Below are 17,176 nucleotides of genomic sequence, written 5' to 3'. Positions count from 1 at the left end.
CATTGGCGAGGAAAGCCCTTCTCCATCGCGCCGAAGCCATATCAAGTAAAAAAGTCATGACCGCAAAGACAGTTGCTATTCTATGCCTTGCGGGGGCGCTTTTGCTTATAGCCGTAGGGTATTTCGTTCTTGCGGGTCTGACCCTCGCGCCCACGCCGGAAATTACGAGTCCAGTGGCGCGCTAGTCGGGCCGCCGGATCCGTTGTTTTGGGCCACGCGGGCTGCGACATGCGGCTCAGCCCGCGCCGCCCAGGGGCGGGCTCGGTCTTTCCGTTGGAAGCGCCGAGGGCCTCGTCCCGACCGCTGAGTGGCGGTCGATTGCTTCACACGCTGAAGCCGGTCTTGCCGGAATGTTCTAGGACTCAATCCAGCCTGTCCGGATCAACTACGGAACCGGCGCCCCTAAGATCAGGCCGACGGCGATCGATCTCGCCGACGTCGTGGCCAAGAGTCGGCGCAAGGCGTCCGGCCAGCGGTTCCCAGTCGCGCCGCGCGGCGACGTAGAACTCGCGGCCGTCGAGCTGCGAGGCGACGCCTGAGCGCCTCAGGGTATCGACCGCCGTAAGATAGCTCTCCGTGCTGCGGCGGGTCCCGGCGGCGAGCTCTTCGGCCCGCGGCTCCGTCGTCGGAAAGCTCTCGTGAAGCGTGTGGAGAAGCTGCAACGCAGCCCGGCGCAGCGACGTGACCGGGGCGGAGTTGATCAGAGATCCATACCGCTCACGGTCGAGCGCGGTGTCGATGAGCGTTGTCAGGTCCAGAATGACGAAACTCATCCGGGACACGGAATAGAACGGCTGCTCGAAGCGGAAGTAGAACAGCAGGGGATAGAAGTGGTGCGCCTCCTTGGTCGACGCGAGCGACCGGGCGAGGTTGCTGAGTTCGCTTGGCGCGTTGCCGATCTCGCCTCCAGGCATGAGCCGCGCCAGCAGGACGGCGGCGTCTCCCGTGCTGTCCGTCATGAGATGGATGGTCAGAGCCAGCGTGTTGCGCTCGCGCAAGGCGGAGTAGACTTGGACGAGATAGCTCAGCACGAGCGAGAGCGCGGACGTTCCGATCAATGCGTTGATCAGGAAGAGAATGCGGGTCCCGGCGGTCTGCGGCGAGTAGCCGCCGCCGCCGACGATCGACAGGCTGTTGCCGGCGACGAAGAGCGCGGTGACGAAGTCCGTCGGCGTGCCGCCGCTGCTGGGACGGATGGCGACGCCAAGCGCGGGCTGGATGACGAGGGCCGCGCCGATCGTCAGCCCGATCGCCCAGAACCCGATCAGCGACACGACGATCAGGGGGCCAGCGAGCGATAAAACGGCTCCGCGGCGGCGGCGGCCGAACAGGCGGGCCACGCCGCGGATCGCCGCCCAGATGGCCCGGATCCAGTATGGAGCGAGGAGCCCGGTGCCCGCCCGCGCGTAGAGCACCGTCAGGAAGATGTCGGCCAGGAAGACCAGGGTCAGCGCCGCCCCAGCAAGTTGTTCGAGCGTCATCGGCGCTGCCCCGCCTTGATCTGGAGCCTCAGGATGACGGAGGCGCGGGAAGCGCCGCTGCGACCGTGCCTTCCGCCCGGTAGTCCGGGGGTGTCTTGAAGTCCTTGCGGGCCAGTCCTCGGGACTCCTGGATTCCCTTCGGAAGCCCGCTGCGGTCCGAGTAGTTGCGGCCGCCGGCGTCCGGCCCGCGACGGTGCGCGGCCGTCACGCCGGCGTAGGCGACGAGATCAAGCAAGGTCACGCCCAGCACGAGGGCGGTCGCGACCGCGGCGTTTCCCCTCTTCGGATTGCCGGGATGCAGCGCCGTCGAAAGCGTGAGCAGGTCGAGCACGTCGCCGCCGATCCGGGCCGCGAGCCCCGCGGACTTGTCCACCGACAAGGTGGGCACGGCGCTCGCCAGTTCGCGTGCGCCAAAGGCTCGGATCAGACCCTCCTTGTGCTCGAGCCCGAGGCCGCGGGCGATGCGTCCGGGCGCCACCAGTTCGACGACGCCGAGACCGATGGAGAACCAGCCGAGCGCCCGCGCCAGACGGTCGGCGTCGGTCAGCGAACTCGGTCCCTTGCTTTGGATGCGCGGGTCGCCCTCGGAACGAGCGATCCCAGTGAGGTTGGTGAGCGGCATGGGAGCGCCTCCTTCAGGGCTGGAGCATGACCTTGATGCAGCCGTCCGCCTTGTCGCGGAACTTGGCGTACATCGCGGGGCCGTCCGCGAGGTCGGCTTTGTGGGTGATCACGAACGATGGATCGATCTCGCCTTGCTCGATCCGCCGGAGGAGATCGCCGGTCCAGCGCGGGACATGCGCCTGCGCCATCCGGAACGTGAGCCCCTTGTTCATCGCCTGGCCCATTGGAACCTTGTCCGACAGGCCGAGGTAGACGCCGATGATCGAGATCACGCCCGCCGGGCGGCACACGTAGATCGCCTCGCGCAGCACATGCGGCCGGTCGTTCTCCGCCATGAGCATCTGCTTGGCGCGATCGAGAAGCGTGTCCGGCTGCCCGAGCGAGACGTGGCTTTCCGAGCCGACCGCGTCGATGCATTTGTGCGGACCCTCGCCGCCGGTCAGCTCGTTCAGCCGTTCGACGACGCTTTCCTCTTCGAAGTTGATGGTGATCGCCCCGGCGGCGGCCGCCATGGACAGCCGCTCGGGAAGATGATCGATCGCCACCACCTGTTCGGCGCCCAGCAGGATCGCTGATCGGATCGCCATCTGGCCGACGGGGCCGCAGCCCCAGACCGCGACGGTGTCGCCAGGCTGGATGTCGCACTGAACCGCCGCCTGCCATCCCGTCGGGAAGATGTCCGAGAGGAAGAGCAGCTTCTCGTCCTCGATGCCGTCCGGCACCTTGATGTGCGTCGTATCCGAGAAAGGAACGCGGAGATACTCAGCCTGTCCGCCCGGGTAGCCGCCTGTCAGGTGCGTGTAGCCAAACAGTCCGCCGGTGCGATGCCCGAAAACCTTGTCGCCCAACTCGCCCTTTCGGTTGCTCTGCCGACAGAGCGAGAAGTTGCCGCGCCGACATTGCTCGCACTCTCCGCATTGGATCGTGAAGGGGATGACGACGCGGTCGCCCTTCTTGAGCTTCCCCTTGGCGGCGCTGCCGACTTCGACCACCTCGCCCATGGTCTCATGACCCATGATGTCGCCGGGCAGCATCGCCGGCACGAGGTTATGGAAGAGATGAAGATCAGAGCCGCAGATCGCGCAGCTTGTAACCTTGATGATTGCGTCTCGCGGGTGCTCGATCGCGGGATCCGACACTCGGTCGCATCGGATGTCCTCCTTGCCGTGCCAGACGAGGGCTTTCATTATGGGGTCTCCTCGGTGGTGATGCGTGCTAAACACCCCGCGACGGCTTCCGGAGCCCCGGACGATCCCTAGGGAACATTCCGAGGGGAAGGCGCTTAGCTTTCGCCAGATGACCTGAGGAGTCGACGCCGTGTCGGAAAAGACTGATGGCGGCGGCGCTGGGGGAAGGTGACGAACTCGGCGCGGCGGAAATGGCGCACGCGCGGCAGACGCGCTTTCTCGAAGCGATGCTCTCGGCGATCCCGGATTTCGTCTACGCGTTTGATCGGGAGCGACGTTTCGCCTACGCGAACCCTGCGATGCTGGCGCTGTTCGGGCTGTCGGCGGACGACATGCTCGGCAAGACCTTCGCCGATCTGAACTATCCGTCAGAACTCGCCGGCCTGCTCGAGGGGCACATCGATCGAATTTTGGCGGAGGGCGTAACGGTCGAAGACGAGTTCTTCTTCCGCAGCCCGACCGGACGGGCGTCCTATTTCGCTTATCTGTGGGGTCCGATCCGGGGCAAGGACGGATCCGTCGAGATGGTCGTCGGCGTGTCCCGCGACACCAGCGAACGCCGCATGTTCGAGGAGGCCTTGCAGAAAAGCGAGGCCCGCTTGCGCGCCGCGAGCGAACTTGTGGGCCTCGGCGTCTACTCCTGGGATCCGATCACCGGCGCGCTGGACTGGGACGAGCGACTGCGCGCAATGTGGGGGCTCGCCTCCGGCGCTGAGGTGGACATGGACGTCTTCGAGGCGGGGATCCATCCTGACGACATCGAGGACGTTAGGAAGGCCATCGCGACCTGCGCTTCTCCGACTGGGGACGGGCGCTATAATATCGAATATCGCGTGAGAGGCCGCGACGACGGCGTCACGCGGCGCATCGCGACCGCGGGACGAACGACCTTCGAACAGGCCCGCCCGGTCGGCTTCATCGGAGCCGCGATCGACGTGACGGCCCAGCGGGCCGCCGAAGCCGCCATCCGCGCGAGCGAAGCGCAGTTTCGTAGCTTCGCCAACCACAGCCGGAACCTGATCTGGATTGGCGACCCTGTCGCGGAGACAATCCTTTACCGGAGCGCCGCCTACGAGCGGATCTGGGGCCTGCCCTGCGACGAGGGAGCGACCGACCTCGCTGAGTGGATGAAGGCCGTCCATCCCGACGACCGCTTGCAAGTCGCGCACGCTCTCGGCTCCGTCCGGAGCGGAGAGGTGACGACGTACGAGTACCGGATCATCCGGCCCAGCGACGGGGCCGTCCGCTGGCTGCGCGACACGAGTTTTCCCATCCCGAACGAGGACGGCGTAATCACCCGGATCGGCGGGATCACGGAGGATGTCAGCGCAGAGGACGTCCGCCAGGTCTACGTCGTGAGTTCGAGCGCGCGCGAAGCACGCCTACTGCAACGCGTCGTCCGGACGCTCGGCTACCGCGCGCGCAGCTTCGAGACCGCGTCAGCCTTTCTCTCCGTCGCCGCCGTGCTCGCGCCAGGCTGCGTGTTGATTGACCTCCGCAAGTCGAAGGCCGAAGGGCTTTCCATCCCGCGCGAGCTCAAGGCGCTGTCGTCGCCACTGCCGACGATCGTGCTCGACGCGCCCGGCGGGGACGCTGCGGCGGCGGTCGCCGCCATGAAGGCGGGCGCCGTCGACTATGTCACCGTTGAGGACGAGGCGTCTCTGCTAACAAAGCTCGCGAGCGCCTTGGCCGAGTGTCACGGCTCGTCGCGGCAGACCACGCCTGACGAGACCGCCGGCGCCCGCCTCGCCCGATTGACGCCGCGCGAGCGGGAGGTGTTGGGCGGACTGGTGAACGGGGGGACGAACAAGATCATCGGCCAAACGCTGGGCATCAGCCCGCGCACCGTCGAGCTGCATCGCGCGCAGGTCATGAACCGGCTCAATGCGAGGACGCTGTCCGAGCTCCTGACGATCGCCCTGTCGGCTGGCGTCATCCCGTCTCCGGGAGACCCAGCGAGGCAGCCGAAGGCGATGAAATGAGCGCTCGGGCGGCGCCGGCGCAATCGCAAAAAGCAATGTGCGCTCGCGCGGGCGGCGCCTCCGGGGCCGTCTCCCCTGCGAGCCGATCGAGCCCGGAGTCGACGGAGGAGAGCCCCGTCGCCCGTGAGATTTCATCCTCTTCCTTCGCGTTCAGAACCGTGCGCGCACGAAGGCGCGCACGCCCGCGCCGGGCAGCAGAATTTCGTCCTTCTTAAACGACGCCGCGTTCCGGATCCGGTCGTTCAGCAGGTTGTCGCCGACGAGACCCACGGTGATCGAGTTGACGCGCGTCGCCTGGCGATCGAAAGCGCGTGTGTAGCTAAACTCCGCCTTGAGGTTGTCGTAGCCGGGCGTCCGGCTCTCCAACTCGCCGCTCCTCGTCTGCGCGAAGGCGTGCAGCAAGCCGACGCGGGCGTAAAAACCGTCCTCGCTGCGCCAGAACACGCCGCCCCCGAGCCTATGCGGCGGAACCCTCGGAACGTTAGCGCCGTCCGTGAACGTGGCGCGGACGAAGTCGTACTGGCCGTCGACGCCGAAGACGTGGCGGCCCATGGTCACCGCGTCGAACTGCGCGGAGATCTCAGCGCCGTAGAATTTGGCGCTCTTCTGCGAATAGACGCTCTGGTCGAACTCGTGCTCCTCACCGCAGCTGTCGAAGTCGTGGCCGCATTCGACGCCGGTCAGCCGGCGGTAAATGAAGCCGCTGTAGCGCGTGTAATAGGCGCTGGCGTCGAGCCGCAGCGACCCTTCCGCTCGGCGAAGACCGAGCTCCACCGACTTCGCCTTCTCGAGCTTCAGGTTCGGATCTCCGATCTCGAACAGGCCGGCGGCGTGGTGTGAGCCGCGCGAGAACAGCTCGAGCCCGCTCGGAGCGCGCTCGACATACTGCCCCGTCAGGCTTGCGACGAAGCCGTGCGGCAGCTCCTGCAGCAGGCCGATGCTGCCGCTAACGGGGGTGAAGCGCCGGTCGCGGCCCCTGTTCACCGGATCGCTTCCGTCCGGGAGGAGGCCGGGGAATGTGGTCGCGGTTCCGTCGATGTCGGCGTGTTCGATGCGGGCTGCGCCCTGGACCTTGAACCCGCCGCCGAAGTCGAGCTGTTCGAAGACGTAGGCCGCGACCGTCTTGGTGTCCGTCGGCGCGATCAGCCCCTCGGCTTCGCCGGAAGTCTTCAACTTGCCGCGGCCGGCCTGAACCCCGAACGCGCCGGTTAAGCCGCCAAGGGACAGGGCGACGGGCGCGTGCTGCAGCTCGACGCGCGCCTCGGCCTCGCGGTTGCGGAAAACGCCATGGACGCCGTCTTCCGCGACCTCCTCATGATTCTCGTGGTCGTGATCATGATCGCCGCTGTGCTCGTGCTCGTGGTCGTGCTCCTCGAGGCCGAACTCGCGGTGTTTGTAGCGCGACGCGTTGATCCAGAACCGCAGCGCCTCGATGGGGCCGCCCTCGAAGCGGTATTCGCCCTGCGCCTGAAGCTTGTCCTGCCGGGGATCGAGGCGGGTGTTCAGCTCCGCGGATTCGCCGCCGGGCACGTGGTAGAACGAGTCGTAATGGCTGTAGGACAGCCCGACATAGCCCCGGTCGAAGACCTTCGAGAGGCCGATTGCGCCGCCCGTCGACTGCGTCGCGGAGTTGGCCTGCCGGCCGTCCGGCGTGTCGTAGTTTCCGGATTTCGTGGCGAAGCCGTCGGCGTGCAGCGCGAAGCCGTCGTGCCCCGCGTCGATGCGCGCGGCGACCGAACGCCCCCGATCGACGGATGACAGACCAGCGGTGGCCTCCGCGGAGTGGCCCCCAGCGGGTTCGGCCTGCGGTATCCGCCCGTTCTCGACGCTCACCACGCCGCCGATCGCGGACGAGCCGTAGCGCAGCGTCGCCGGGCCTCGGACCACCTCGATCTGGTCGGCGACGAGCGGGTTCACCGGAACGGCGTGATCCTCGCCGAGCGCCGAGACGTCGTGCACGCCGAGGCCGTTCTCTAGGATGCGGACGCGCGGACCATCGAGCCCGCGGATGATCGGCCGGTCGGCGGCGCCCGGCGCGAAGGTGGACCCGCTCAGCCCCGGCTTGTCGCGCAGCGCGTCGCCCAGCGAGAACGGCTGGCGCCGCACGATCTCGTCCCTCGGCACGACGGTCACGGGCGCGAACGCGTCGGTTGCGACCGGCAGCACGCCTTCGAGGTCCGACCCGCCCGCGGGCCGGTCGCGGGACCGGATCGGGCTGGGCGCCGTGACGAAGATCTCCTCGAGCTCCGTCGCTTCCTGCGCGCGTCCTTCGCCTGCCGACAGGCAGACGCACGCCGCCGTCGCGAGGAGCCCGCTCCTCGTCCGTTGAGAGATGTTCATGATGTCCCCGATGAAGTCTTGGATCGTCTCTTGGATCGTCCCGGTGGGGACGAGCGTCTCCACCGGGACTGGTCAGGCCGCGTCCCTGGTCCAGGCCGGAAACGGGTCAGGCAGCCGGGCGAAGGCCTTCCAGTCCCGCTCGGTCGGCTTGTCCGGTCCGACGAGCGCGGCTTCGAGCGCTTCGCGGATCGGCGCCTCCTGCAGCCCCACCCCGATGAACACGAGCTCCTGCCGGCGATCGCCCCAGGTCTCGTCCCAGCGGGCGTTGAGCCATGCGCGCCACTCCTCGGACGCCGGCCAGCGTTCGCGCGGGGTGGCGGCCCACCAGGCCCCACCGGCTTCCGTCCGGCAGATCGAGCCGGCGAGCGACATGTCGCCCGCCCAGTCCGGCCGGGTCGCGAGCCAGAAATGCCCCTTTGCGCGCACGAGGCCGGGCCAGTCCCGCGCCAGGAACTCCGCGAACCGTTGCGGCTCGAACGGACGGCGTGCGCGGAAGACGAAGCTCGAGACGCCGTACTCTTCGGTCTCGGGGACGTGGTCCCTGAACCCGAAAAGCTCCTTGATCCAGAGCGGGTTTCGGCGCGCCCGATCGAAATCGAAGCGCCCGGTTCCGAGAACCTCGCGGAGAGGCACGCGGCCGAAATCGGCGTCGATGATTTTCGCGTCGCCGTTGAGCGAGCGGATCACGCCCCGCACCGTCGCCCTCATGGCGGCGTCGACCTCGGCCGCCTTGTTCAGAACGACGACGTCCGCGAACTCGATCTGCTCGGTAAGAAGGTCGACAAGCGTCCGGACGTCGTCAGCGCCGGCGGTCTCGCCGCGGTCCTTCAGGAAGTCGCGGCTTGAAAAATCACGCAGCAGGTTCGCGCCGTCGACGACGGTCACCATGGTGTCGAGCCGGGCGACGTCCGACAGCGAGAGGCCGTCTTCGTCGCGGAAATCGAAGGTGGCTGCGACGGGAAGCGGTTCCGACACGCCCGTTGACTCGATCACGAGATGATCGAACCGGCGCTCCGCGGCGAGCCGCCGAACCTCCGTCAGAAGGTCGTCGCGCAGGGTGCAGCAGATGCATCCGTTGGTCATCTCCACGAGCTTCTCGTCGCTGCGCGACAGCTCCGCGCCTCCGTCGCGCACGAGATCGGCGTCGATGTTGACCTCCGACATGTCGTTGACGATCACCGCGACCTTCAAGCCGTCGCGGTTTCTCAGAATGTGGTTCAGCAGCGTCGTCTTCCCTGCGCCCAGAAAGCCCGAAAGGACAGTGACGGGCAGGCGATCGTTGGCCATGGCGCACCTCGCGTGTAACGTTATAATGTTACATAGCGGACGGCGGCGGATGGTGGCAAGGGCCGATGATCCAAACTCAACGCTACCGCATCGCCGCCGCGCTAGGGCGGTGTGGGTCTCTTTGAAGCGGGGAATGTCCCTCATTTGGGACACGCCCTGAGCGACGGCCGAACTCGTCCACCTGACCGGAACGTTTGAACGCGGGCGAAGACGCCGCCTGCCATCCTCTGGCGAGACGAGGGCGGCAGCCTTGTCAGAGGAGCGAATGGGGTGGGACGGAGCGCCGAGCCGTCAGAGACGAGCCCGGAGCCGCGGGGCCGTCCAATCAAGAAAGACGCGGACCTTGCGCAGCCGCAAACTCGTTTCGGGGCACACGAGGTTCACCGGCAAGGGCTCGGGGGCGAAGTCTTCGAGGATCGGGACGAGCGCGCCGGACCGCAGCTCCTGCTCGATCTGGTAGGATAGAAGGCGTGCAACGCCGAGCCCCGCCGCCGCGGCGGCGACGGCGGCTTCCGTCGAGTTCACCGCAAGCCGCTGGCGGGGTTCGGCGGCCCATACGCCCGTATCGCCGCGGTAGCGCCACTCCGGCGCGGTCTTGAAGCCCCTGAACGTGACCCCGTCGTGCGCCGAAAGGTCCCTAGGCGCCGCTGGGGCGCCGCGATTGGCGAGGTACGCGGGGCTCGCGCAGCAGACCAGCCGCACCTCGCCGACTTTCGTCGCCCGGAGATCGCTGTCGACCAGATGGCCGATGCGGACGGCGAGATCGACGTGCTCCTCGGCCAGGCTCACCTGACGGTCGTCGAGGAGAAGCTTTAGGTCGATCTCCGGATGCTCCTTAAGGAAACCGAGTGCGATTGGCAGCACGTGCGTCCGGCCGAACACGATTGGGGCCGTCATGCTGAGCTCGCCTCGGGGCGCGCTGTGCTCGCCCGCCGCGTCCCGCTCCGCCTCCTCGACCTGCTCGAGGATGCGCTTCGCCGCCTCGACATAGACCCGGCCGGCGTCCGTGAGCTGTATGCGGCGGCTCGTGCGCACGAGAAGCTGCGTCCCCAAGTGCGTCTCCAGCTCCGCCACCCTCCGGCTCACCGTCGCAAGAGGCGCGCGCAGGCGCCGCGACGCGCCCGACAGGCTCCCTTCCTCCACCACGGCGAGCAGCACCGACATGCTCTCGAGACGGTCCATCGCGCCTTCCATGGAATGAGAGGAAGCTTCCCGACTTCGACAGATACTGCGCTTTGGAGGGAGGGTCTACTTTGGTCCAGCCACGAACTCTGGGGCGCCGAGCAGGACGAGCGCGTTCGCCGGTCACCCCTTTTGGAGCTTGTCTCATGGTTGTCTCCCTCTCCCGTCGGACTCTGGGCCTTGGCCTCGCCGGCGCCGCCTTTGGCGTGGCCACGCAGGCCCCTGTCGCCCTCGCAGCGACCCCGCCTTCGTCCCCCGCAGTGACGCCGCTCGCGCAGATCAAGATCGGCCGCTTCACGGTGACGGCTCTGTCGGACGGCTACGCCGACATGCCCTTCAGCTACTTTCCGGGACGGACGCCGGCGCAGGTCGAAGCCGAGGCCAAAGCGCAGTTTTCCGCGCGACCGAGCGGCGTCCGGTTCCTGTTCAACCAGTACCTGGTCGAAGACGGCGCGAGCCGCATCCTGATCGACGCCGGACCCGCCGGCTCGATCGGCCAGACCGGCCGCCTACCAGAGGCGCTCTCAGCCCGCGGCCTGCGCCCCGACCAGATCGACGCCGTGGTCGTGACCCACCTGCATCAGGACCACATGGGCGGGCTGATCGCGGGCGGCGAGCGCCGTTTTCCGAAGGCGGAGGTCTATGTGGACCGCCGCGACGTCGCCCACTGGACCGACCCGGCGAAGCAAGCGCGCGCGCCCGACTACCTCCAGACCAGCTTCCGGTTCGCGTCCGACCTCGTGCGGCTCTATCCCAAGCTTCAGACGACCGAGGGCGACCACCAGATCATGCGCGGCGTCTGGCTCGTCGACCTGACGGGCCACACGCCCGGCCATATCGGCGTGCGGATCGAAGACGGCTCCCAGAGCCTAATCATGGTCTCGGACATGATCTTCCCGGTGGTCCACCCCCGAATGGGCACGGACGTGGCCTTCCTGTTCGAGCAGGACCGTCCGGCCGCGCAGGCAATGCGGGACCGGTTCTTCCCGCGCGCGGCGGAGGAAGGCGCGCTGATCGCGGCGACGCACATGCCGTTCCCCGGGCTGGGCAGACTCGTCTCCGACCGGGGCCGGTTGAGCTGGGCGCCGGCGGATTGGGCCTACCAGGACTGATCCGGAACGAGCCCGCGTGTCAGGAGGCGGACATGGTTCACAAGTGGCTGCAGCTTGCGTCCACGCCTTCGGTCATGGCGGCCCGCGCGCGCTATGGCGGCGCGGCGCAGTACGCGCGGCTGGACGGGACGCTGAATCCGGACGGGCCGGTCCGCAACGACCGGCTCGACGAACCGGAAAAGGCCTTCATAGCGGACCGCGACGGGTTCTATCTCGCGAGCGTCTCCGAAACCGGCTGGCCCTATGTGCAGCACCGCGGCGGGCCAAAGGGCTTCTTGCGGGTCCTCGACGAGCGGACGCTGGCTTTCGCGGACTTCCGGGGCAACATGCAGTACGTCACGACGGGCAACGTCTCAGCCGACGACCGGGTTTCGCTCTTTCTCATGGACTACGGGCACCGGCGGCGGCTGAAGATCTTCGGCCGTCTGGAGATGCTGGACGCGGACGCCGATCCGTCGCTTCTCGACGCGGTCGCGATGCCGGACTACGAGGCCGTGATCGAGCGCGCGGCGATCATTCGGGTCGAGGCCTTCGACTGGAACTGCCCGCAGCACATCACCCCGCGCTTTACGCTAGGAGAACTGGAGCATGCGCTCGCGCCCGTACGGGACGAAATCGGGAGTCTGCGGGAGGAAAACCAACGATTGCGTCGACTGCTGGAAGAGCACTCGACGACCGGGCCCCGCGGACGCGGGGATCAACCCGGTCCAGTCCGGTGAGGCCGGGGCAGCGCCCCTCTGAGGCGGCGAGCGTCCGAGCCCGCCGCCTCAGAGGGGAGACCGGCCATGTCGCCGGCTCCGCGGCCGCATTTCAGGCGGCGGTTGCGAACTGGGCGGCGAAGTCTCGATAGGAGCGCAGCGGCCGTCCGAGGATCTCGGTCAGTCGTTCGACGTCGCCGGCGTCCGGGATCATGCCGTCGCTGACGTAGCGCTCGGCCATGAGGCGCATCTCGTAGGCCATCCACCCCGGCATGAAGCTCGCCATGGTCTGCTCGAAACCGCTGGGATCGTCGCCGCCGTAGACGACCGGACGGCCGAGCGCCTCGGACCAGATCGCGGCGACGTCCGGACCGGTCAGGGTGTCCGGGCCGACGAGATTGATGGTCTCCACCGGCAGCTTGCCCGGCGCCCGGTCGCGACGGATCAGCTCGATCGCGGCGACTTCCGCGATGTCGCGACCGTCGACCATGGCGACGCCCTTGGTTCCGATCGGCATGGGATAGACGCCGTGGTTCGCGATGACGTCTTTGACCATCACCTCGTTGTCTATGAAGTAGGACGCGCGCAGGATCGTCGCGCTGAAGCCCATCTGCGCCAGCATGCGTTCCGCGCCCGACTTCACCGCGAAGTGGGGCACGTTCGCGAAGCGGTCGGCGTGGAACACCGACAGATAGACGACCCGCTCGACGCCCGCCTCGCGCGCGACGTTCAACGTGACGTTGGCCTGGGTGAATTCGTCGCCCGCGACGGCGTTCAGCAGGAACAGCGTCGTGACGCCGTCGAACGCCTTCCGCAGCGATCCGATGTCGAGCAGATCGCCCTGCGCGACCTCCACGCCGGCCGGGAAGCTGGCCTTGGACGGGTCCCGGGTAAGCGCGCGCACCTCGGCGCCGCGGGTGACGAGTTGAGCGATGACCTGGCGGCCGATGCGGCCGGTGGCGCCGGTGACGAGAATGGTCATTGGGGCAGCTCCTGTTCGGGATGTGAGACAACCCGAAAATCATCGATCCACAGGCGTGCCGATAGCCGCTATATCTGGACGCGCCGTCTCACAGGTGGAACAGATGGATCTGCTGGCACTGGCCGACTTCACCCTCGTCGCCCGCCATGGCGGGTTCGGGAAGGCGGCGCGCGCCGCGAGGCGGCCGAAGGCGACGCTCTCCCGGCGCGTGGCGGAACTGGAGGCGAGCCTCGGCCTGCGGCTGTTCGAGCGCGGCGCTCGCGCGCTCAAGCTGACCGAGGAGGGGCGGGCGCTGTTCGAGCGGACAGGCCTTCTTCTGACGGAGATCGACGAGACGGCGGCGGAGATCGCCTCGCGCGGCAGCAGGCCCCGTGGGCGGCTGCGGATCAGCGCTCCGCTGCTGTTCTCCCAAACTGCCATGGGCAAGCTCGCGGCGGGCTTCGCGCTGAAACACCCGGAGGTCCGGCTCGAGGTCACGGCGGAGGACCGCGCCGTCGACATGATCGAGGAGGGCTACGACCTCGTCATCCGGGTCGATCCCAAGCCCGACGCGTCCCTCGTCGGCCGGGTCTTCCTTCACGACCGGCTTGTGGTCGTGGCGAGCCCCGACCTCGCGCGCCCAACGTCCGCCGATCCCGCGCCGGCGGTCGTACGCGGCGCGATCGGCGGGGCGGAAACCTGGAAGGTCGTCACGCCGTCCGGCAGATCCGGCGTCGCGGTCGAGCCCATGCTCGGCCTGTCGTCCCTTGTGATGGTGCGCGACGCCGTCCGGATGGGCGTCGGCGCCGCCCGCCTGCCGCTGTCGCTCGCAAGCTCCGACCTGGCCGCCGGCCGGCTCGTGCATTGGGGCGACGTGGAGGGAGCGGGGACAGCTCTTTGGGCGCTCTACCCCACGCGCCGGCTGCTCAGCGCCCGCGTGTCGGCGTTTCTCGACCACCTGAAAGACGCCTTCCCCAAGGGGACGCCCGACGAACTCGCGGCCTATGTCCGGAACTGAACCGCTCCTTCACGCCGGCCTCGTCGCCGCGGCGCTCGTGCCCGGGCGATTCAGGCCGGGGGCGCCCACACGAGGCCAGATCGTCCGCGGGCTCGTCGAAGAACGCGCGCGTTTTGGCGGTCGCGCTAGACGGATATCGGCCTGCGGCCTCCTTTGCGTCTTTTGACGATCGTCAAGGCATCCGGATCGCGCCAGACGTTTGATCGCGCTTAGACGCCGCTCGCCGCTGGACTTGGTTTGGCGGAGCGGGTGCGCAGCGTCATTCGGGCGGAGGCGAGCATGGCCACCAAGCTGATCGGCATCGATCTCGGAACGACCAATTCCTGCGTCGCCGTAATGGAAGGCAAGCAGGCGAAAGTGATCGAGAACGCGGAGGGGTCGCGGACGACGCCGTCCATGGTCGCCTTCGGCAAGGATGGCGAGGTCCTGGTCGGCCAGCCGGCCAAGCGGCAGGCCGTCACCAATCCGGAAAACACCATCTTCGCCATCAAACGGCTGATCGGACGCCGGTTCGACGACCCGATCGTCGAAAAGGACAAGGGGCTTGTATCCTACAGGATCGTGCCGGGCGACAATGGAGACGCATGGGTCGAGGCGAACGGCAAGAAGTATTCGCCCTCGCAGATCTCCGCCTACATCCTGCAGAAGATGAAGGAGACGGCCGAGCAGTATCTCGGGGAGACCGTCACGCAGGCCGTCATCACAGTTCCCGCCTATTTCAACGACTCCCAGCGGCAGGCGACCAAGGACGCCGGCCGCATCGCCGGCCTCGAGGTGCTGCGCATCATCAACGAGCCGACCGCGGCCGCGCTCGCTTACGGGCTCGAGAAGAAGGGGCAGGGCACGATCGCCGTCTACGATCTCGGCGGCGGCACCTTCGACATCTCGATCCTCGATATCGGCGACGGCGTGTTCGAGGTGAAATCGACCAACGGCGACACCTTCCTCGGCGGCGAAGATTTCGACAAGCGGATCATCGATTTTCTTGCGGACGAGTTCCGCAAGCAGCAAGGCATCGACCTGCGCAACGACCGTCTGGCCCTGCAACGCCTGCGCGAAGCGGCTGAAAGAGCGAAGATCGAGCTGTCCTCAAGCCACGAAACCAGCATCAACCTGCCCTTCATCAGCGCGGATCAGGCCGGCCCCAAGCATCTCGACATCAGGCTGACCCGATCGAAGCTTGAAGTGCTCGTGGAAGATCTGGTGCAGCGGACCGTCGCCCCCTGCATGGCGGCCCTCAAGGATGCGGCGCTCGACGCCAGCAAGGTCGGCGAGGTCGTCCTGGTCGGCGGCATGACGCGCATGCCGAAGGTGCAGGAGGTGGTGAAACAGTTCTTCGGCAAAGAACCGCATAAGGGCGTCAACCCGGACGAGGTCGTCGCCATCGGCGCCGCGATCCAGGCCGGCGTGCTGCAGGGCGACGTCAAGGACGTCCTGCTGCTCGACGTGACCCCGCTGTCGCTCGGCATCGAGACGCTCGGCGGCGTGTTCACGCGCCTGATCGACCGCAACACCACCATTCCCGCCAAAAAGAGCCAGACCTTCTCCACGGCCGAAGACAATCAGCAGGCCGTGACCATCCGCGTTTTTCAGGGCGAGCGCGAAATGGCCGCCGACAACAAGCTGCTCGGCCAGTTTGATCTCGTCGGGATCCCGCCCGCGCCACGCGGTGTGCCGCAGATCGAGGTGACCTTCGACATCGACGCCAACGGCATCGTCAACGTCTCGGCCAGGGACAAGGGCACCGGCAAGGAGCAGCAGATCCGCATCCAGGCTTCGGGCGGCCTGTCAGAGGCCGACATCGAGAAGATGGTGAAGGACGCCGAGGCTAACGCCGAAGCGGACAAGAGGCGTCGCGCCCTGGCGGAGGCCCGCAACCACGCGGAAAGTCTCGTTCACTCCACCGAAAAGGCGCTGGCCGAACATGGCGGCCAGCTCCAGCCGGCGGACAAGACCACGATCGAGACCGCGCTCGCCGAGCTCAAGGCGGCGGTGGCCGGCGAGGACGTGTCTCTGATCGAAAGCAGAGCCCAAGCCCTGTCGCAGGCCGCGACGAAGATTGATCAGGCCGCGAACAGTGCCGCCGGCGCGCAAGGCGACGGCGGTCCCGGATCAGCGGAGGGTCCCGACGCCGCCGACGACGATGTGGTCGACGCCGAGTTCGAGGAGGTCGACGAGCAGAAGCGGGCGCAGCGGTGACGGCGACGATCGGGCCGACCGAGAATGCGGAGATGGCTGAATGAATGAGACCACGAACTCCACCGGCGAGGCCGGCGCCGATCGCGAGCGCCTGAAGGGCGAGGCGGCGCCGAACAAATCTGTCGCCGAACTTGCCGACGAACTGGCGACGACGAAGGATCGCCTGCTCCGCTCGCTCGCCGAGCAGGAGAATGGGCGCGAGCTGGCGCGACGGCAGCGCGAGGATGCGGTCCGCTATGCGGCGTCAGCCTTCGCGCGCGATCTCTTGGCGACCGCGGACAATCTTGAGCGCGCCATCGCCAGCGCGCCGACCGACCTGCGATCGGAACCCGCCGTCGCGGCGTTGATCGCCGGCGTCGAGGCGACGCGGCGCGGTCTGCTCGACGCTTTCACCAAACACGGCCTTCAGCGGCTTGATCCGATCGGCGAGACGTTCGACCCGCACCGGCACCAGGCAAGCTTCGAGGTGGCGGACGCGCGGTACCAGCCTGGCGTGGTGGCCCAGGTGATCCAGCCCGGATACATGCATCACGAGCGTCTGCTGCGGCCGGCGCTGGTCGGCGTCAGCAAGGACGCCGCGCCGGCCGGCGCGCCCCGCGAGGCTTAAGGCGTCAGCCGTTCTTGGGCACGCTTTCGTCACGAGCGCGTACCATCCAATAGACCACTCCCAGCGTGAGAGCCGCCGCGGCCAGGGCGAAAATCTGCGGCGCATCGGTCTTCGAGAGGTCGAGAATGATGAACTTTCGGCAGATCGCGAGCAGTGCGATCAGCACCACCGCGCCAATCTGCACCACGCCGCCGCCGGGCTGCGTCGCCACCAGCAGCGACTTCTTGAATTCGAGCGCGATGATGACGGTGAAGATCATGCCGAACACGGCTTGAAAAACGGAGTAGTCCGCGGGGTCCACGCCCCCAGAGAGGACGAGCCCGAACAGGATCTTCAAGCTCAAGGTCCATACCGCCGCGATGACGACGATGGAGATCAGGGCGGTGAGCACGAGGATGACGACATACTCGAACCGCTCGTAGATCGTGAGCGGGACAAATGCTGCTCGAACGGCTCTGATTTCGTCCTTGATCGCCACCATGACCTCCCGCCCGCGTG

The 17,176-nt window shown here is 67.4% G+C and carries 14 protein-coding genes; 6 read left to right on the top strand and 8 right to left on the bottom strand.

The genetic code is table 11. The features are described from left to right. Positions 1-362: 362 nt before the first annotated feature. Genes METY_RS16880 through METY_RS16870 form a run of 3 tightly spaced genes read right to left on the bottom strand, consistent with a single transcriptional unit; the run spans position 363 to position 3,292 of the window. Positions 363-1,481 (bottom strand): two pore domain potassium channel family protein, encoded by a 1,119-nt coding sequence (locus METY_RS16880; protein ID WP_103122550.1) that lies wholly within the window; start codon positions 1,479-1,481, stop codon positions 363-365. A gap of 28 nt (positions 1,482-1,509) precedes the next feature. Then, entirely contained in the window at positions 1,510-2,103 is a 594-nt protein-coding gene (locus tag METY_RS16875) for a hypothetical protein (RefSeq protein ID WP_103122549.1), read from the bottom strand. A gap of 13 nt (positions 2,104-2,116) precedes the next feature. Continuing rightward, entirely contained in the window at positions 2,117-3,292 is a 1,176-nt protein-coding gene (locus METY_RS16870; protein WP_103122548.1) for a zinc-dependent alcohol dehydrogenase, read from the bottom strand. 146 nt (positions 3,293-3,438) lie between these two features. On the opposite strand from METY_RS16870, the gene METY_RS16865 reads away from it, so the two are divergent. Then, complete coding sequence (locus tag METY_RS16865) at positions 3,439-5,274, top strand: PAS domain S-box protein (RefSeq protein ID WP_103122547.1); 1,836 nt, start codon at positions 3,439-3,441, stop codon at positions 5,272-5,274. Positions 5,275-5,424: 150 nt separating this feature from the next. On the opposite strand, the gene METY_RS16860 is transcribed toward METY_RS16865, so the two are convergent. From METY_RS16860 to METY_RS16850, 3 genes are all read right to left on the bottom strand, one after another. After that, a complete protein-coding gene (locus METY_RS16860) occupies positions 5,425-7,614 on the bottom strand; it encodes a TonB-dependent receptor (protein WP_103122601.1) in 2,190 nt (729 codons plus the stop codon). 72 nt (positions 7,615-7,686) lie between these two features. After that, a complete protein-coding gene (gene zigA / locus METY_RS16855; RefSeq protein WP_103122546.1) occupies positions 7,687-8,901 on the bottom strand; it encodes a zinc metallochaperone GTPase ZigA in 1,215 nt (404 codons plus the stop codon). A 291-nt stretch (positions 8,902-9,192) separates the two neighbouring features. Then, entirely contained in the window at positions 9,193-10,083 is an 891-nt protein-coding gene (locus tag METY_RS16850; protein ID WP_103122600.1) for a LysR family transcriptional regulator, read from the bottom strand. 146 nt (positions 10,084-10,229) lie between these two features. Here METY_RS16850 and METY_RS16845 point away from each other — a divergent pair, with 146 nt between their 5' ends. Together METY_RS16845 and METY_RS16840 are read left to right on the top strand one after the other, a co-directional pair. Then, the gene (locus tag METY_RS16845; protein ID WP_103122545.1) at positions 10,230-11,195 is read left to right on the top strand and encodes an MBL fold metallo-hydrolase; all 966 of its coding nucleotides are present in this window, start codon (positions 10,230-10,232) and stop codon (positions 11,193-11,195) included. Between the two features lie 32 nt (positions 11,196-11,227). Beyond that, positions 11,228-11,914, top strand: a complete 687-nt coding sequence (locus tag METY_RS16840) for a pyridoxamine 5'-phosphate oxidase family protein (RefSeq protein ID WP_103122544.1) — start codon at positions 11,228-11,230, stop codon at positions 11,912-11,914. Between the two features lie 91 nt (positions 11,915-12,005). On the opposite strand, the gene METY_RS16835 is transcribed toward METY_RS16840, so the two are convergent. Further along, positions 12,006-12,875 (bottom strand): SDR family oxidoreductase, encoded by an 870-nt coding sequence (locus tag METY_RS16835; RefSeq protein WP_103122543.1) that lies wholly within the window; start codon positions 12,873-12,875, stop codon positions 12,006-12,008. 103 nt (positions 12,876-12,978) lie between these two features. Here METY_RS16835 and METY_RS16830 point away from each other — a divergent pair, with 103 nt between their 5' ends. The 3 genes from METY_RS16830 to METY_RS16820 all read left to right on the top strand — a co-directional run bounded on the left by METY_RS16830 (position 12,979) and on the right by METY_RS16820 (position 16,678). Continuing rightward, the gene (locus METY_RS16830) at positions 12,979-13,872 is read left to right on the top strand and encodes a LysR family transcriptional regulator (protein ID WP_103122542.1); all 894 of its coding nucleotides are present in this window, start codon (positions 12,979-12,981) and stop codon (positions 13,870-13,872) included. A 279-nt stretch (positions 13,873-14,151) separates the two neighbouring features. Further along, positions 14,152-16,071, top strand: coding sequence for a molecular chaperone DnaK (dnaK, locus tag METY_RS16825; RefSeq protein ID WP_103122541.1), 1,920 nt, complete (start codon positions 14,152-14,154; stop codon positions 16,069-16,071). A 40-nt stretch (positions 16,072-16,111) separates the two neighbouring features. Further along, positions 16,112-16,678: a nucleotide exchange factor GrpE gene (locus METY_RS16820; RefSeq protein ID WP_103122540.1), complete on the top strand. Its 567-nt coding sequence runs from the start codon at positions 16,112-16,114 to the stop codon at positions 16,676-16,678. 4 nt (positions 16,679-16,682) lie between these two features. Here METY_RS16820 and METY_RS16815 read toward each other — a convergent pair whose 3' ends face one another. Beyond that, a complete protein-coding gene (locus METY_RS16815; protein ID WP_103122599.1) occupies positions 16,683-17,156 on the bottom strand; it encodes a phosphate-starvation-inducible PsiE family protein in 474 nt (157 codons plus the stop codon). Positions 17,157-17,176 lie beyond the last annotated feature (20 nt).

The sequence above is a fragment of the Methylopila sp. Yamaguchi genome (genome assembly GCF_002897035.1).
Classification (GTDB): Bacteria; Pseudomonadota; Alphaproteobacteria; order Rhizobiales; family Methylopilaceae; genus Methylopila.
The sequence above is the reverse complement of the archived record's forward strand: the minus strand, read 5'-3'. Positions and strand labels throughout refer to the sequence as shown.

Coding starts and splice junctions, on each gene's coding strand:
- METY_RS16830 (WP_103122542.1), top strand. CDS start 12,979: ATGGATCTGCTGGCACTGGCCGACTTCACCCTCGTCGCCCGCCATGGC.
- METY_RS16840 (WP_103122544.1), top strand. CDS start 11,228: ATGGTTCACAAGTGGCTGCAGCTTGCGTCCACGCCTTCGGTCATGGCG.
- METY_RS16880 (WP_103122550.1), bottom strand. CDS start 1,481: ATGACGCTCGAACAACTTGCTGGGGCGGCGCTGACCCTGGTCTTCCTG.
- METY_RS16875 (WP_103122549.1), bottom strand. CDS start 2,103: ATGCCGCTCACCAACCTCACTGGGATCGCTCGTTCCGAGGGCGACCCG.
- METY_RS16845 (WP_103122545.1), top strand. CDS start 10,230: ATGGTTGTCTCCCTCTCCCGTCGGACTCTGGGCCTTGGCCTCGCCGGC.
- METY_RS16820 (WP_103122540.1), top strand. CDS start 16,112: ATGAATGAGACCACGAACTCCACCGGCGAGGCCGGCGCCGATCGCGAG.
- dnaK (WP_103122541.1), top strand. CDS start 14,152: ATGGCCACCAAGCTGATCGGCATCGATCTCGGAACGACCAATTCCTGC.
- METY_RS16835 (WP_103122543.1), bottom strand. CDS start 12,875: ATGACCATTCTCGTCACCGGCGCCACCGGCCGCATCGGCCGCCAGGTC.
- METY_RS16860 (WP_103122601.1), bottom strand. CDS start 7,614: ATGAACATCTCTCAACGGACGAGGAGCGGGCTCCTCGCGACGGCGGCG.
- METY_RS16870 (WP_103122548.1), bottom strand. CDS start 3,292: ATGAAAGCCCTCGTCTGGCACGGCAAGGAGGACATCCGATGCGACCGA.
- METY_RS16865 (WP_103122547.1), top strand. CDS start 3,439: ATGGCGGCGGCGCTGGGGGAAGGTGACGAACTCGGCGCGGCGGAAATG.
- METY_RS16850 (WP_103122600.1), bottom strand. CDS start 10,083: ATGGACCGTCTCGAGAGCATGTCGGTGCTGCTCGCCGTGGTGGAGGAA.
- zigA (WP_103122546.1), bottom strand. CDS start 8,901: ATGGCCAACGATCGCCTGCCCGTCACTGTCCTTTCGGGCTTTCTGGGC.